We start from the raw sequence: 16,100 nt of genomic DNA on the forward strand, positions 1-16,100 counted from the left end.
ATGAGCACTGAAGACACCAAAATTGCATTAGTGACAGGCGGCGGGAGCGGCATCGGGTTAAGTGCTGCAAAAGCGCTGGAAGCTATCGGATTTAAAGTGATACTGGCCGGGCGTAATCAGGCAAAACTGGAGCAGGCTGTGTCGTTGTTTGCGCCGGGACAGGCGGTAGCCCGTGAGCTGGATGTGACCCGTCCGCAATCGGTCGCCGCACTGTTTGAGGATATTCAGGAAACCTTCGGACGACTGGATTTGTTATTCAATAATGCCGGTAATAACGTGAAGGATGTGCCCATTGACGAACTGCCGGTAGAAGACTGGCTGTCGGTGATCAATACCAATCTGACCGGTGCATTTTTGTGTACGCAGGCGGCGGTTAAGCTGATGAAACGCCAGTCGCCGCAGGGCGGGCGTATCATTAACAACGGTTCGATTTCGGCGCAGTCACCGAGGCCGAATTCCGCACCGTATACTGCCAGTAAACATGCGATCACCGGCCTGACGAAATCCACCGCGCTGGACGGACGTGCCTTTAATATTGCCTGCGGGCAAATTGATATCGGCAATGCAGCAACGGATATGGGGAATAAAGCGCTGGCAGGCAGGATGCAGGCGGACGGACATATTGCTGAAGAACCGGTTATCCCGGTGGAACGCGTCGGCGAGGCCGTGGCGTTTATGGCCGGTTTGCCGCTCGACACCAACGTACTGACCATGACCGTGATGGCGAGTGCTATGCCGCTGGTGGGAAGAGGGTAGTTTTAGCCTCCTTTCTGCCGTTCGGACCCAAAAAAACGGCCCTTTTGGGCCGTTTTGCGTTTCAGTCTGCGGATTACGCCACTTTCGTTTTGCGTTTCCGGCCGAGCCAGAAAATCAGCACCAGCAGTACAATCACCCCGGCCACCATCGCCGGCGCCATGAACGGCTGTAGTTTTGCCAGCAATGTGACCGGGCCGCCGGCGCGTAACACCGCGACATCGTGCGCATTGACCTGAATGGCTGCGTTACCGTAGTTCTTTAGCACGTAGTTGGAGATGTCAGCAATTTGCTGATCATCGAGCTGACCGACATACGAACCCACGCCAAATTTCGGCATCAGCACATGGTGGTCACCGACCTGACGATCCACGCCGTAAAGGATGGCTGAAATCAGGTTCGACGCATTGCCCATGCCGGTCGCGGTATTATTGAACAGCGACGGATAAGCCTGATTTTCACTGCCTGAGCCATCCGGCTGATGACAACTGGCGCAATAACCACTGAACAACGCTGCGCCGTTGTCGATGGTTTTATTCGCATTAAACGGATGTGCGCCGCGTAAACCTTCTTCCACATTCACCGGTTTACCGAAGGTGTCCGCCGCCTGCGTATCACGCGGGTCGCGAACCGGCGTGCTGTTTTTCAGGTAGAAGGCGATCGCGTTCAGGTCGCTGTCCGACATGTATTGCAGGCTGTTCTGAACGGCTTCTGCCATACCGCCCGCAGCCTGGTTTTTCCCGGCGGTGCGGCCGGTTTTCAGGTATTCCACCAGCTGAGCCTGCGACCAGTTGCCAATACCGCTGACCGGATCCGAACTGATATTGGGGGCATACCACGGGCCGACCATGCCGCCTGCCAGCGGTTGATCGGTCACAGAACCCATCATCAGGTTACGTGGCGTATGACAGGTATCGCAGTGACCGGCACCGTTGACCAGATACGCACCGCGGTTCCATTGCTCACTTTTCGATGTATCCGGCTTAAACGGCGTGCTGTCGAGATACATCATGTTCCAGCCCGCCATGGCAATACGCATGCTGAACGGGAACGGCAGGGCGGTTTCAACATTCGGTTGCTCGACCGGCTTTACCCCTTGCAGGAAGTAAACATACAGCGCGTGCATGTCGGCATCGCTCATATGGCTGTAAGAGGTATAAGGCATGGCCGGATAAAGATTGGCACCATCAGGACGAACGCCTTCACGCACTGCGCGGACGAACTGTTCTTCAGTATAGTTGCCGATACCGAACTGCTTCGATGGCGTAATGTTGGTGGTATAAATCGTGCCCATCGGTGAGTGGATTTCATAACCACCGGCAAAAGGTTTTCCCCCTTCCGGCGCAGTGTGACAGGCCTGACAGTCAGCTGCTGTGGCCACTTCCTGGCCCTGACGGATCAGCGCAGCCTGGGTTTCATCTGCCGTGGCGCAGGCGGTAAAGCCTGCGGAGGCGGCGCTCAGCAGGCAGACGGTGAGAAGTGTCTTCATGCGGCACCTGCCAGTTTTTTCGCCATGTCATCGGCGGCTTTAAGACCCAGCGCAGCCATGGTCAGCGTACTGTTTACCACACTGGAAGACGGGATCGCACCGCCGCCCGGTAACCACAGGTTAGCGTGGTCATGTGTACGACAGTTGCCGTTCACCACGGAATCCTTCGGATCACTGCCCATGATGGTGCCGCCCATAATGTGGTTATTAGCATTCAGGCTGGTAGTGATATTAAATTCTTCGGCCATAAACAGGGAACCGATATGCTCGAGTTGTTTATGAGCGGCTTCTGCGCCTTTACGCACGTAATCCCCGACATCGTAATGAATGTCCGGGCAAGGTAAACCGTGGGGATCTTTACGTGTGGTGCTGAGTGTCAGGCGGTTATCCGGATCCGGTAACGGCTCAAGGCTGATGGAAAGATCTACGCCGAAAATCGCACGACGGCGAATCTCTTCATCCAGCTCTTTACCCACCAGCCCCATCTGCAACGCTTTGGACGTTGCCGGGATCACACGGCTGATATTGTTGAGGATCATTTTGTTGGCGGAATAATCTTTGCGGAAATCGCCGTCACGCGGCCCTACCAGACAACTGCTCTGCGCCGGGCCACGACCAATCCACAGCGGCTCTTTGGCGATAAAGGTACAGTGGAAACCGGAGTGATCCATCATGTTACGACCCACATGATCAGACGAATTAGCAATACCGTTCGGGTTTTTTTCGTTGGCGGCCATCAGCAACAGGCGCGGTGTCTCGATACCATTACAGGCCAGCGCGAAGACTTTACCGGTCGCTTTATGCGATTTCTTCTGATTATCCAGCCAGTGAACAGCCGTCACATTGTTGTTTTCATCGGTGTCAATTTTGTAGACCACCGCTTCAGCCAGAACCACGGCACCTTTGTTCTCAGCGCGTTCGACGTGCGCAATTCCGTTATACATTGCACCAATCGGGCAAATCGGCTGACAGTTATTATTACCACAACACGTCGGACGGCCATTCCACGGGCGGGTGCTGCGACCTTGCGGAATAGGCACGGAGCGGTAACCGTGCGGATTCACGATTTCAGCAAAACGGGTATCGCCGTAACCGTAAGGCACCTGCTCCATCGGATAGGGTTTGCTGCGCTCAGACGGTGACTGCAACTCGGGGTCATTCGGGCCGGCAACGCCAATCTCTTCTTCAGCGCGGCAGTAATAAGGTTCAAGTTCATCATAAGAAATTGGCCAGTCACGACCCACGCCGTACAAGGTTTTCATTTTGAAATCGTTGGGAACATGACGCCAGCAGGACGCGGCCCAGTGCCAGGTGGTGCCACCAACAGTGCGCAGATAACCCTGTTTGAAACTGCTGGCGCTTGGCCCGGTCAGATGGACGTAATTATTTTCCGGGAAATACAGTGGCGCGGGCGCTTTTTCCGACTGCGGATAAAGCCCCTGGAAATCAGAACCGGCCCGGTTTTCAAAGGGCATATTGCGCCAGTTTTCAACGGCCTGAGCACGTTCAATGCGCAAACCCGCTTCCAGTACCAGAACAGAATATCCCTGGCTGACCAGCTGATCGGCAATCATGCCGCCTACGATGCCGGAACCGACAACAATCACATCAGCAGACGCATCGCCGTCTGCCGTAAATTCTGGTTTTTTCATCAGGCTTTGCTCACAACGTTTGTTTCAGAAGGATGGGTAAAACGATCTGCATTCATGGATTCCGGCATGGCTGCGGCAGGAGGCGCTGCGGTGAAGTACAGCGGACCGTTACCGCAGTATGTAGGCACAATCAGGCCGTCACTGACCGGGCGATACATCAGCGCGTCTTTATAGGCAATCAAAATGGAATCGGTTCCATGTCCAACCGTGCCAGTGTACCAGGCGGTAACGATGCGGGTCACCAGTTCACCAAGGCCATTCTGTTTCGCCACTTCCTGCAAATCTTTTGCCGCCTGGCCCGGTTTCACCAGCGCATGTAACTTGCTGACCTGCGCAGGGAAGTCAGGTTGTGAGCGGTAAAAAGCGTTGAAAATCTGCGCAGAAGAACCCTCGCTGATATTCCTGTGCTCAGTGATGGCCTGTGAGACCAGATAGAACTGGCCGAAGATGACCGGATCCTGTGTGGCGGTTTCTTTCTCCGCCTGGCTCAGGAACGGGAAGCCGAGCAGGGTCGTTGCCACCATGGCTGATGTCAGACCTTTTAGAAGTTCTCGACGACTGAAACCGGTTCCATTTTCGGTGGTGTTACTTCCAATGATTGAAGGATCGTTTTCCATCTCTTTCTCGCTGGGAATGGGTTTTTGCCAAAAGGCAGGGAGTTCGCTTATCTGGTTTTTATTATAATTTGCGTAACACGAGATTTATCAGCGGGTTAAGTTCTGCTGATGTCGGTCCCGGTAGGGTATACCATTTATAACGGTGCGGATGATAAGCCAGAGAAGAGGGATTTGTGCAAACAAATTGTGCTGATTAATTAACATTAGATCCAGATTTTAACGTATGATGCGCGACGCTAAAAAATGTAACCATCTGGTTCATTTCAAAGTGAAATTAACCATCGCCTCGTTACGTTTGGTCGTTCTTATTTTTCTATACTTTTGATGTATATGAAGTTATTGCATAAAGATGAAGGTATTGACTGCCTGATTTGTATATTAAATGTAAATAAATAAGTAACGGAAAGTAGCATCAAATGATTAAAATGGTTGTGAATAAAGGCGGAAAAGGTTACAAATAAGCCAAAATGAGATCTGCATCTCAGTATGTCCGGGAGCAGAGATAAAAATAACGACAGTTTGTCATTTTGTATCCAATAACGTTAATTTAATGTTAATTATTTGGGCGTTGAGTGGGCAAAGTGCCGCCTGTCGGCTATAACTTAAACAGTGCTGTTGTAGCTATTTTGTAAAAACATGATGTAAATGATTTGCATGAATCATTGTCTGGGGAACCACGTGAATAATATCCAACTTTCGGTAGTACATCGTTTGCCGCAAAGTTATCGCTGGTTATCAGGTTTTACGGGGATTAAAGTTGAACCGATTCCGCTGCCTGGTAATGATGAAGATAACAATCTGATCGGCCTTAAATTACTCAGTCATGAAGGTGAATTCGCCTGGCAGGTGATGCATCAGCTGACCGAGGCTTTGGAAGATATACAGGTTAAAGCGGCGATTGTAGAAATTGACGGTGAGCCTTGTTTATTCGTTCATCGGGAAGATGAAAGTGCAACGCTCTGTTGCCTGAAAAATATCGGCGCAGCCATCGCAGAATCTGTGACTGCACTTTATCCTTTTTGACACGCCGGCATCATAATGCATTCCGGCGTCTTCCCCCCGCGAGTCAGGGCTGGATATCGAAAGCCTCTGATGCGGCCAGCAATGTGCGGGTGTAAGCCTCTTGCGGTGCAGTAAAAATCTGTTCACATTCTCCCTGCTCAATAACTTCTCCGTTTCGCAAAACCATCAACTGATGGCATAAAGCCCGCACCACGTGTAAATCATGGCTGATAAACAGGTACGACAGACCATAGCGTTGTTGTAACTGACTTAAAATGGTCAGAATCTGTGCCTGAACCGATTTATCCAGCGACGAAGTGGGCTCATCAAGTATCAGCATTTCCGGCTGTAAAATTAATGCGCGGGCGATCGCGATACGCTGACGCTGGCCGCCGGAAAACTCAGTCGGGTAACGGTAGCGGGATTGCGGATCCAGCCCGACTTCCTGCATTGCGCGGATCACTTCTGTATCGCGTTCCTGTTCACTGACGGCGCGATGTACCCGTAAACCTTCAGCAATGATTTGCCCGACGGTAAAACGTGGATTTAACGCAGAAAAAGGATCCTGAAACACCACCTGAATCCGGCTTCTGAACGGCAGCATTTTCTTGCGTGAGAAGGCATGCAGCGGCTGGCCGTCAAACCATATTTCGCCTTGCGATTTGAGCAAACGCAGCAATGCCAGCCCGGTGGTGCTTTTTCCCGAACCGGATTCGCCCACAACACCGAGACTTTCTCCGCGACGGAGCTGGAAACTGATCTGATTTACCGCGTGTTTGATGCCGACCGTGCGACGTAGCAGACCGCGTTTGACGGGAAAGCCGACATCCAGATTTTTCACATCCAGCAGAACAGGGGGATTGCCCTTCAGCGGCTGCGGACGCCCCTGGGGTTCGGCCTGTAACAGCTGGCGTGTATAAGAATGCTGAGGCTGACTGAACAGCGCGGTTCGCGGCTGTTGCTCAACCACACGCCCGTTTTGCATTACCGCTACGGTGTCCGCCAGACGGCGCACAATGCGCAGATTATGGGTGATAAACAGCATTGCCATCCCCATTTCCTGCTTAAGTTCATCGAGCAGGGATAAAATTTGTGCCTGCACGGACACGTCGAGCGCGGTGGTGGGTTCATCGGCAATCAGCAGCTTCGGCCTTGTCAGCACCGCCATGGCAATCATCACGCGCTGGCGTTCACCACCGGAAAGTTGGTGCGGAAAATCCCGCAGGCGCGAGGCGGCCTGCCGGATACCAACCCGATCCAGACAGCGCAATATTTCAGTGCGCGCCGCGTCACCGCGGAGATTACGGTGCAGCGTCAGCACTTCGGTCAGCTGTTTTTCAATGGTATGCAGCGGATTGAGCGACACCATCGGTTCCTGAAAAATCATCGCAATCTGGTTGCCGCGGATCTGGCGCAATGTACCGGTACTGGCTTGCAGCAAGGACTGACCGGCAAACAGAATATCACCCTGCGGATAAACCGCCGCTGAGGGCAGCAGACGCAATACTGACAGCGCCGTTACGCTTTTCCCTGAACCGGATTCACCGACCAGCGCCAGCGTTTCGCCGGCACGGATATCGAGCGACACACTACTGACGACTTCACGTTGCTGTTTTCCCTGACGGAAGGCGACGCTGAGGTTTTTGATTTGCAGTAACGGGGCGGATAACGCAGCGTCTGTCATTTCAGAGCACCTCATTGTGGTGTGCGGACGGATTGAAGGCATCACGAACGGCTTCACCAATGAAAATCAATAATGACAGCAGCGCGGCCAGCACCACGAAAGCGCTGATCCCAAGCCAGGGTGCCTGCAAGTTATTCTTACCTTCCATCAGCAATGTGCCCAAAGATGGCGAGCCCAGCGGCAGGCCGAAACCGAGGAAATCCAGTGATGTCAGCGTGGTGATCGAGCCGCAAAGAATAAACGGCAAATAAGTCAGTGTGGCGACCATCGCATTAGGCAGCATGTGACGCCACATGATGGCACGGTCGCTGACGCCCATTGCCTGGGCAGCGCGGACGTAATCATAGTTTCGGGTGCGCAGGAATTCGGCACGCACCACGCTGACCAGCATCATCCAGCCGGAAAGCACGGTGATCAACAGCAGCCACCAAAAGTTGGGTTGAATCACGCTGGCCAGAATAATAATCAGGAACAGAGTCGGAATGCTCGACCATATTTCGATAAAGCGCTGCCCGAGCAAATCGATTAATCCGCCGTAATAACCCTGCGTGGCACCGACCATAATGCCAATTACGGAGGTTATCATCGTCAATAAAATGCCAAAGAACAGCGAAATCCGCAGCCCGTAGAGAATTTGCGCCAGTACATCGTGCCCGTTACTGTCGGTGCCCAGCCAGTTCTGCGCGGATGGCGGGGAAGGGAAGGGCTGTGCAGTGGAAAAATTAATGGAGCTATAACTGCTGCGAACCGGTGCCCAAAGCGCCCAGCCGTGATCTTCGATCTGGCGCACAACAAACGGATCCTGATAATCGGCTGGCGTTTCCAGCGCGCCGCCAAATGTCGTTTCGCTGTAACTGACCATAAAGGGCACATACCAGTGCCCCTGATAGCGCGCCAGCAGGGGTTTGTCATTCGCCAGCACATTGGATAACAGCACCAGAACCAGCATCACCATGAAAATCCACAGTGACCAGAAGCCGCGACGGTTCTGACAGAAACGTGCCCAACGTGCCTGGCTGATGGTGCCCAGCTTAAAGAGTTTTATATTCATCAGTGGCGGCCCTCAAAATCAATACGCGGGTCGACCAGGGTGTAAGTGATGTCGCTGACGATATTGAGCAGCAAACCAATCAGGGTGAAAACGTACAACGTGCCGAATATGACCGGAAAATCGCGTTGCACAATGGCATCGTAGCCCAGCATTCCGAGCCCCTGTAATGAAAACATGACTTCAATCAGCAACGAACCGGTGAAAAACATACTGATAAAGGTGGCCGGGAAACCGGCGATCACCAGCAGCATCGCATTACGAAAAACGTGCCGGTATAAAATTTGCTTTTCGTTCAGCCCTTTCGCACGGGCGGTCACCACATATTGTTTTTCGATTTCATCCATAAACGCGTTTTTGGTCAGCATCGTCAGGGTTGCGAACCCGCCAATCACGGTCGCCAGCACCGGCAAGGTGATGTGCCAGAGATAATCGGTCACTTTACCGTACCAGGGTAAGGTGTCGAAATTCGGCGATGTCAGGCCACGTAGCGGGAACCAGTCGAGATAGCTGCCGCCGGTGAATAACACAATCAATAAGATTGCGAATAAAAAAGAAGGAACGGCATAACCGATGATGATGAACGAACTGCTCCAGGTATCGAATTTCGTGCCGTTGCGCACGGCTTTGCGGATACCCAGCGGGATCGACACCAGATAGATGATCAGTGTGCTCCACAGGCCGAGGCTAACGGATACGGGCAATGCACTTTTCACCAGTCCCATAACGGATGCGCCACGAAACAGACTGTCCCCGAAATTGAAGCGAACATAATTGGATAACATCTCGAAATAGCGCACATGCAGGGGTTTGTCGAAGCCGAACCGATGCGTTATTTCGGCAATGACTTCCGGGTCCAGGCCACGCGCACCACGGTACTGCCCCTCACCAAACTGCGCTAAGCCCGGTGACGCTTTGCCATTTCCGCTGCCACCGCCGGCACCCGGCAAACCGCTGGATTGACCCATCTCAATGGTGGCAATGGCCTGATCAACCGGGCCGCCGGGGGCAATCTGCACAATAAAAAAGTTAATCGTGATGATTGCCCACAACGTCGGGATCACCAGAAGCAGTCGTCTTAACAAATAGGCGGCCACAATATGCTCCTCAGCGGCGTTGCGCAGGTAAACGGGCTGCGCGGTTAACGTCGTACCACCATGTATCAAGTTCCATTCCGTTGGACGGGGTGACAGCTGGCATAGAGAACTTATCCCAGTATGCGTAGCGCTCGTGGTTGGTGTACCACATCGGGATCATGAGCATATTCCATGTCAGCACCCGGTCGAGCGCATGGCCCAGCGACAATAAAGCGTCGGGTTTTCCCTGATTGGCGGCGATGTCATCGGTCAGCTGGTCAATGGCCGGATCGCTGACGCCTGATTTGTTGTAGCTCGAATCGAGATATTGGGTGTTCCAGTAAATCTGTAAATCACTGCTCGGATAAGACGTGGCGGGGTAAACCGTCGGGATCATATCGTAATCACGCTGGCGCATACGGCGTACAAACTGTGAGTTATCCACTTCACGGATAGACATATTGATACCCAGCCGTTGTAAATTATGCTGGAACGGCAAGACGTATTGCGAGTTCCCGCCCCCCGGCAACAACAGTTCGAAAGTAAACGGCTTGCCGGTTTTGCTGTTTACCAGCACCTGGTTTTTCACTTCCCAGCCCGCTTCTTTCAGCAGTGCGGTGGCTTTGAGCAAATTCGTCCGGTCATTGCCGGAACCGTCAGAATGCGGGGGGTGATACAGCGTGGTGAAGACCTCTGCGGGGATCTTATCTTTCAGCGGCCCAAGCCAGGCCAGCTCTGCAGAGTTTGGATAATCTTTCGCCGCGTAGTCGGTATTTTGAAAATAGCTGTTCACCCGCTGGTATGCGCCGAAATACAGCGCCTTGTTCATCCAGTCAAAATCAAAAGCCAGTGTGATGGCTTCGCGAACCTTGCGGTCTGCAAATTGCGGGCGATGAATATTGAATGCCAGCCAGCGCGTATCCTGTGCCGCCTGGTTTATCACATCAGCTTTAATGATAAAGTTTTTACTGAAATTACCGCCCTGATATTGTGATGCCCATTTTTTGGGTGAAGTTTCCATACGTAAATCGAATGCACCTGACTTAAACGCCTCCAGCGCGACGTTGTCGTCGAGGTAATAGTCGTAGCGGATGGTATCGAAATTATAGCGGCCCCGGTTAACGGGCAAATTGGCAGCCCAGTAATCCGGCACGCGGGAATAGGTAATGTACTGTCCGAGTTTGTAATCGCTGATGCGGTAAGGGCCGCTGCCCGGCGGTGGTGTACTCAGCGGTTCATTGAATTTATGTTTTTCCCAGAATGCCTGCGGCAGAACAGGCAGGCCCAGCAGACCGAGCATCATGTCTTTATCCGCTTTCGGCAACACCATACGCACCGTCAGGCGCGAAATAGCTTTCACTTCCACGCCTTTATACACCACGCGAAACTGCGGAACGCCTTCGGTCATGAACTTGCGAAAGCTGAAGGCCACGTCGCTGGCGGTAATTGGCGTATTGTCGTTAAAACGTGCACGCGGATTGATATCGACTTCGACCCAGCGGTACTGACTGTCATAACGGGCTGAGTCGGCAATCAGCGGATAATAGCTACCGATTTCGTCGCTTGACGTCGTGAACAGGCTGTCGTAAAGCGATCCGCTGCGTACCGCCGGATTACCGCGTGATGCGAAGCGGTTAAAGTTGTCGTAGGTACCAATAGCCGCCAGGGTAATCTGACCGCCTTTCGGGGCGGCAGGATTGACGTAGTCAAAACTGGTGAAGTTTGAGACATACTTGGGTTCGCCTAATATGGCGAATGCGTAGCTGTCCTGTATGACTTCGGCTTGTGCGCTGAGACTCAGCAGGCACAGCACACTGGCAAAAACGCGAGAAAACATCCTGAATATGCACTCCTGTGACGACGACGGCATGATGCGGCAGTACCGCAGGCTATTTCGAGAGTAATCAATTGAAAGCTATGATTTTGTCACCCACTACTTTTCGCTTTCTTCCCTGATTTTGGCCTTTTTATCACAACCGGATGCAGACGCCTAAAAGAAAAATGGGACAAAAGATGCAGGACTGATGCAGGTCAAATCTGCCAGGTGGCTTCTTTCTCGTTGAAATCACGTATAAAGGCCACAAGTTCCGCAACACCTAACGACTTGCTGTACAGGAATCCCTGTAAATAGGTCACGCCGTGGTTACGCAGATATTCAGCCTGCATCGGGGTTTCGACACCTTCTGCCACGGTTTTGATCTTCAGTTCTTCCGTGAGCCGGAGAACGGTATCCAATACTGGCGCGATAAGGGTTTTCTGATCAATTGACATGACAAATCCGCGGTCGATTTTCAGATAATCCAGCGTAAACTTCTCAAGATAAATCAGTGCGCTATGTCCGGTACCAAAATCATCAATGGCTATTTCAATCTTGTGGCGGCGCAGCCAGTTAAATTCCCGTAATGCGCCTTGCGTATCAATCATTCCGCGTTCTGTAATCTCGAAAATCACCTGGAAAGCATTTTCAGGGAGTGCTTCAATAAAATTCATCACATCGTCATGAAAGCTGATTTTATTCATGTGGTGAGGGGAAATATTGATACTGAGTTTACCCGGAGCTGCAAACGCGTGCTGCAGGGTATGAGCATCCGCCGCCACCAGTGCCATCATGTGTTGCGTCAGTTCGACGATAAGCCCCTGATTTTCAGCGTAGCTGATAAAAATATCGGGCGGAATGCGTCCCTCAATCGGATGCTGCCAGCGCAGCAGGGCTTCAACGCCGGTCACTTTCAGGCTTTTAGCGTCGATAACTGGCTGATATTCCACAAAGAATTCTTTATTTTTCAACCCGCGGAGGATCTCCCGCTCTACGTTATGGCGGTTCAGCAAGCTGTGATAAATCAGTGCACACACCAGCAGGCTAAGCAGCAGGCCGCCTGAGATCGTAAAAAGAATATTATCGCGGGTCAGTACAGGGGAATAGAGGCGAATACTGAAAGGATAATGGTCAACGTTGACTTGAGTAAAGTGGCTGCGAGGCAAATCACTGACAGGGATCAGCCCCGCCATGGAAGAAATCAATGCGCTATCTCCCACCAGGAGTGCAAAACCCCGGTAGCCGGATCCTGGCTGCGCAAAAAGCATATAAGGTGAAAGTGTCAGTTCCAGTGTGGCTATCACGCCATCATCCGCTGCCCCGGCATTACGCTGCCATATAAGGATCACCGCGCGGTTCGGAACGGCAGGCGTTCCCATCTGCAAGCTGATACTCATGTTTTTATCAAAATCGATGTCATGCAGGGCACTGTTTGCCGGAACGTGTTGATTGCCGGAAGCCGAGGAACAAAAAACTATGCCATTACGCACCAGTTGAAAATCACGAACGCCCACGCTGAATGCGGCGTCACGGTTTAATTCCCCTGCAATGGAAGGGCAGGGTTCCGCCGTAAGCAACCCGATTCTGAGCATTGTGTCGGTTAACTGGCGCAGGTAGTCAGACGTGAATGTTGCTGTTCTCTGCGCGATTTGATGTTGTTCACGCAGCGCGTTAGCTTTAATCACGGTGAGGGTGACGGCAGTAAATAAAATGAAAAACAGGGCTGAAAAAAACAGACTTCTCTTTAAATACAGATGCTTGGGCAATACGGTGTGTGCTAACGCCGTTTTTAAACCCATATGTTTTGCCCTTTTGCGCGGAAAGAATAAAAGTATAACGTTGTCAAAAAAAACAATAGATATTTAATACACTTTATTACAGGCATAAAAAAACGCCATCCAAAGATGACGTTTTTTTATTCGCTTGGCATAGGACAACAAGAACTAAATCATCAGGTAACGGCATTAACCGTTAGCTAAAACTCGTCTTGCTTCACGATAACGTGCATTCCAGTAGGACTCTTTCAGATTGGAAATCATCACACCGTTGCTGGTGGATGCATGCACAAACTGATCGTTACCTAAATAAATACCGACGTGACGGCCTGTAGAACCCGCGCGGAACAGAACCAGATCACCCGGACGCAGTTTCGTGCGCTGGATTTTCTTGCCTTTCTCTTCCTGTTCATAGGTTGAACGAGGTAAATCCATACCAAATTGTTCGCGGAATGTTACCTGTACGAACGCTGAGCAATCGATACCACGCTTGCTGTCACCGCCTAACCGATAACGAACGCCTTTCCAGCCAGCGTACTGATCCATAATTTTGGATTTAACGTTGACGTTGCGAACCATTGCTTCGAATTCATCCTGAGAGGCTTGCAGTAGAAGGCCATCATTGCCATTTACTGCACGCATATCAGTTTGTGCGTTTTCTGTGTTCGAAGAATGTGTACCACTACATGCAGAGAGAATAATTGCTGCACCAATCGCGGGAATTATCCGCGTGATATATCTCAGAAACGGTTGAGACTTGACCATTATTGTTGTTATCCCTTGGTGTCCTTAACGATTAAATCGTTATTAAAATTGCCAAACGAAGCGAGACTACCTGCCGTACATCTGTGGGACAAATGCCTTGAAGGGAAAATGTGTGTCAGAGCACGTTTTTTTCCTGAACCGGGGCGTTTTTAGCACAATTCTATGCAGGCGAATTGGAGATTACCGTAATGAACAGGTGATTGCGAGAGGTATTATGAGATTTCTTATAAGAAATTGTGATGTAAGGTGATGTAAGTAAACATGTTAAAAGTGATGGGTGATATTTATACAAATTTGGGTTAAAGCCGCATCATTAGTGCGTTCCTGGCACATAATACGAGAGAGAAGTGCTGAAAAGTTTCTTATAAAAAGGCCCGGCAGATCATAAACATCTGTCGGGCCATAATTATTATGTATGTAATTTGAAATTATGCCTGTGACTTAGGATTTTTTTTACCGGGTAACTTTTTCTCAAGCCAGTTAATCAGCATATCGCTCGCAGGCGTCATTAGCCACCAGCTGGCACCGACCAGCACGACGGACATTGAGCCGACCGCGATATCCGTAAACCAGTGTGCGCCAATCATCACCCGGGGGAGGGAGAAGATGAGGGTGATGATCAAAGCGATAGCGAATGCTGACCTGCCCAGGTAGCGCAGCATGAAGCATGAGAAAATAATCAGCATCATGCCATGATCGCCCGGGAAACTGTCTCCGGAAGCATCTTTGGTAGGAATGCCGGTCAGCTCGCTCACCCGGTTTACACCCGGGAAGCTCAGCGACGGACTCTTGTGGCTGACAGGCAATAAATGCCCTATCTGGTTGAGCACCACCGCGGTCAGCAGCATCACAATACCAATAATGATGTAACGCCGACGCCCGTTGCCATCCTGCTTCACGAAGTAGCTCAGATACAATATTCCCATCGCCAGGAGTGAAATAACATCAAAGGCACGGTTATTGGTCACGGCGACCAGGTGCAGGAACCACGCATCGGTTGCCAGATGTTGGTTAAAAAAGAAGAAAATCGATTTATCAATCGGGAACCAGAAACCATGGTTTGCTGGCAGATAGAAAGATAAAAATAAGGCAACGCCTAATACATTGAGTATCAGGATTGCCGGGATATTGCGGCGCCACATAAAGGAAAACCTATTCTTAGCAGGGTAAGGAATAACGTAGTTAGCGTTAACTTAATCCGATCAACTTAAACGAATCTTCAACAAAGATGATTGTAATGTATTCCATTGCACTTCGTTTTGCGTAATAAGCTCAATTCTGCTGTCTGAAGGCGGCACCGGTCTGGTTTCGATATGTAAGTCATTGCCCTGCCGGTTAATCATTAAGGTGCCTTCTTTAATGCGCATAATCCCTTTGACACGTTCAACCGGTACTGCACGCGCCCAGTCGAGAATGTCCGCCGCCTCAAACTGTGTTTCGCCATCAAATATCCATCCGCAACTGGTATAACCGTCTGCCTGATTCAGTGCGCGACGCCAGCGCTGTTTCGCCGGCAGGCTCAGCGCGGCCAGCCCAGGTTTTTCGGCATGAGCATGATGATGTTTACCTTGCGGTAACTCAGCCCGATTCTGGCGCGGTAAATCCAGTAAAGCCGGGTCTATCTTACCTTGCGAAGCGGTGATCAGAAGGCGCTGGCGGCCACTGTGTTGATACCATTCGTCCAGCTTCTGTTTGTCCTGCGCCTGCGTCACATCAGACTTATTCGCCACAATGATGTCTGCCGAGGCCAGCTGATCGCGAAAGTTTTCATTCTCAATGACGCGCTGATCGCTTAACTGACGTGGATCCAACAGACAAAGCGTGGCATTGAGTGTCAGCCAGTTGCTGTAAACGGCGGACGTCAGTAAAGAGAGGATCTGCTTCGGATGCCCCAGCCCGGTGGGTTCGATCAGCAAGCGGTCAGGTTTTGCCTGCTGCAATAACATATTCAGGCCCACCTGCATGGGCAAACCGTTCACGCAGCACATGCAACCACCGGGGATTTCCTTCAGGACCGCACCACTGTCAGCCAGTAATGCACCATCAATGCCGACTTCGCCGAATTCATTTACCAGCACGGCCCACTTCTCACCTTTAGGCTTCTGAGCCAGCAGATGGCGCAGTGTGGTGGTTTTGCCGCTTCCCAGAAAACCGGTGATCAGGTTGGTTTTGGTCATGGTTGCACATCCTTTTTGAAAAATTCCCCGTCAATGTGCAGCGACTTCTTAAGAAAATCCAGCGTTGTGCCGATGTAAGACATGGATTGCTTATTTTTAGCGGCAGGCGGGCACGGTTTATTTTGTATTCAGGCGTGTGAATTCAATGAGATGTATTAATGTTAAATTGCAGTTATGGGAACTTTAAAATTTATAATTATGATGAGGTGTCACCATGAACAGAATGACCTGTGTACTGTTTTTGGG

General features: G+C 51.1%; 13 protein-coding genes. 2 read left to right on the forward strand and 11 right to left on the reverse strand.

What is annotated here, in order from left to right; genetic code table 11:
• Complete coding sequence (locus ETV65_RS08035; protein WP_129952378.1) at positions 1–756, forward strand: SDR family oxidoreductase; 756 nt, start codon at positions 1–3, stop codon at positions 754–756.
• A gap of 73 nt (positions 757–829) precedes the next feature.
• On the opposite strand, the gene ETV65_RS08040 is transcribed toward ETV65_RS08035, so the two are convergent.
• From ETV65_RS08040 to ETV65_RS08050, 3 genes are read right to left on the reverse strand one after another with little or no spacing between them, the layout of a single operon-like run.
• A complete protein-coding gene (locus ETV65_RS08040) occupies positions 830–2,242 on the reverse strand; it encodes a c-type cytochrome (RefSeq protein ID WP_129952379.1) in 1,413 nt (470 codons plus the stop codon).
• Positions 2,239–3,894: a GMC family oxidoreductase gene (locus ETV65_RS08045; RefSeq protein ID WP_129952380.1), complete on the reverse strand. Its 1,656-nt coding sequence runs from the start codon at positions 3,892–3,894 to the stop codon at positions 2,239–2,241. The genes ETV65_RS08040 and ETV65_RS08045 overlap by 4 nt, the downstream gene beginning before the upstream one ends.
• Positions 3,894–4,511, reverse strand: coding sequence for a sorbitol dehydrogenase family protein (locus ETV65_RS08050; protein WP_129952381.1), 618 nt, complete (start codon positions 4,509–4,511; stop codon positions 3,894–3,896). Before ETV65_RS08050 ends, ETV65_RS08045 begins: the two co-directional genes overlap by 1 nt.
• A 678-nt stretch (positions 4,512–5,189) precedes the next feature.
• On the opposite strand from ETV65_RS08050, the gene ETV65_RS08055 reads away from it, so the two are divergent.
• The gene (locus ETV65_RS08055; protein WP_129952382.1) at positions 5,190–5,534 is read left to right on the forward strand and encodes a YejG family protein; all 345 of its coding nucleotides are present in this window, start codon (positions 5,190–5,192) and stop codon (positions 5,532–5,534) included.
• 43 nt (positions 5,535–5,577) lie between these two features.
• Here ETV65_RS08055 and yejF read toward each other — a convergent pair whose 3' ends face one another.
• From yejF to ETV65_RS08095, 8 genes are all read right to left on the reverse strand, one after another.
• Entirely contained in the window at positions 5,578–7,197 is a 1,620-nt protein-coding gene (gene yejF, locus ETV65_RS08060; protein WP_129952383.1) for a microcin C ABC transporter ATP-binding protein YejF, read from the reverse strand.
• 1 nt (position 7,198) lies between these two features.
• Positions 7,199–8,248 carry a microcin C ABC transporter permease gene (locus ETV65_RS08065; protein WP_165383709.1) on the reverse strand — a complete coding sequence of 350 codons (1,050 nt, stop codon included), beginning with the start codon at positions 8,246–8,248 and terminating at the stop codon, positions 7,199–7,201.
• Positions 8,248–9,342 (reverse strand): microcin C ABC transporter permease YejB, encoded by a 1,095-nt coding sequence (yejB, locus tag ETV65_RS08070; RefSeq protein ID WP_129952384.1) that lies wholly within the window; start codon positions 9,340–9,342, stop codon positions 8,248–8,250. Before yejB ends, ETV65_RS08065 begins: the two co-directional genes overlap by 1 nt.
• 10 nt (positions 9,343–9,352) lie before the next feature.
• Positions 9,353–11,158: an extracellular solute-binding protein gene (locus ETV65_RS08075; RefSeq protein ID WP_129952385.1), complete on the reverse strand. Its 1,806-nt coding sequence runs from the start codon at positions 11,156–11,158 to the stop codon at positions 9,353–9,355.
• 194 nt (positions 11,159–11,352) lie between these two features.
• Complete coding sequence (locus ETV65_RS08080; RefSeq protein ID WP_240782819.1) at positions 11,353–12,936, reverse strand: cyclic di-GMP phosphodiesterase; 1,584 nt, start codon at positions 12,934–12,936, stop codon at positions 11,353–11,355.
• A 165-nt stretch (positions 12,937–13,101) separates the two neighbouring features.
• Positions 13,102–13,677 carry a bifunctional murein DD-endopeptidase/murein LD-carboxypeptidase gene (gene mepS, locus ETV65_RS08085; RefSeq protein WP_013574652.1) on the reverse strand — a complete coding sequence of 192 codons (576 nt, stop codon included), beginning with the start codon at positions 13,675–13,677 and terminating at the stop codon, positions 13,102–13,104.
• Positions 13,678–14,105: 428 nt separating this feature from the next.
• Positions 14,106–14,819 (reverse strand): phosphatase PAP2 family protein, encoded by a 714-nt coding sequence (locus ETV65_RS08090; RefSeq protein WP_129952386.1) that lies wholly within the window; start codon positions 14,817–14,819, stop codon positions 14,106–14,108.
• Positions 14,820–14,879: 60 nt separating this feature from the next.
• Entirely contained in the window at positions 14,880–15,854 is a 975-nt protein-coding gene (locus ETV65_RS08095; RefSeq protein ID WP_129952387.1) for a GTP-binding protein, read from the reverse strand.
• Positions 15,855–16,100 lie beyond the last annotated feature (246 nt).

Source organism: Rahnella sp. RFA10(1/100), assembly GCF_004195115.1.
GTDB lineage: Bacteria > Pseudomonadota > Gammaproteobacteria > Enterobacterales > Enterobacteriaceae > Rahnella > Rahnella perminowiae.

Coding starts and splice junctions, on each gene's coding strand:
- ETV65_RS08045 (WP_129952380.1), bottom strand. CDS start 3,894: ATGAAAAAACCAGAATTTACGGCAGACGGCGATGCGTCTGCTGATGTG.
- ETV65_RS08040 (WP_129952379.1), bottom strand. CDS start 2,242: ATGAAGACACTTCTCACCGTCTGCCTGCTGAGCGCCGCCTCCGCAGGC.
- ETV65_RS08050 (WP_129952381.1), bottom strand. CDS start 4,511: ATGGAAAACGATCCTTCAATCATTGGAAGTAACACCACCGAAAATGGA.
- ETV65_RS08080 (WP_240782819.1), bottom strand. CDS start 12,936: ATGGGTTTAAAAACGGCGTTAGCACACACCGTATTGCCCAAGCATCTG.
- ETV65_RS08065 (WP_165383709.1), bottom strand. CDS start 8,248: ATGAATATAAAACTCTTTAAGCTGGGCACCATCAGCCAGGCACGTTGG.
- yejF (WP_129952383.1), bottom strand. CDS start 7,197: ATGACAGACGCTGCGTTATCCGCCCCGTTACTGCAAATCAAAAACCTC.
- ETV65_RS08095 (WP_129952387.1), bottom strand. CDS start 15,854: ATGACCAAAACCAACCTGATCACCGGTTTTCTGGGAAGCGGCAAAACC.
- ETV65_RS08075 (WP_129952385.1), bottom strand. CDS start 11,158: ATGTTTTCTCGCGTTTTTGCCAGTGTGCTGTGCCTGCTGAGTCTCAGC.
- mepS (WP_013574652.1), bottom strand. CDS start 13,677: ATGGTCAAGTCTCAACCGTTTCTGAGATATATCACGCGGATAATTCCC.
- ETV65_RS08035 (WP_129952378.1), top strand. CDS start 1: ATGAGCACTGAAGACACCAAAATTGCATTAGTGACAGGCGGCGGGAGC.
- ETV65_RS08090 (WP_129952386.1), bottom strand. CDS start 14,819: ATGTGGCGCCGCAATATCCCGGCAATCCTGATACTCAATGTATTAGGC.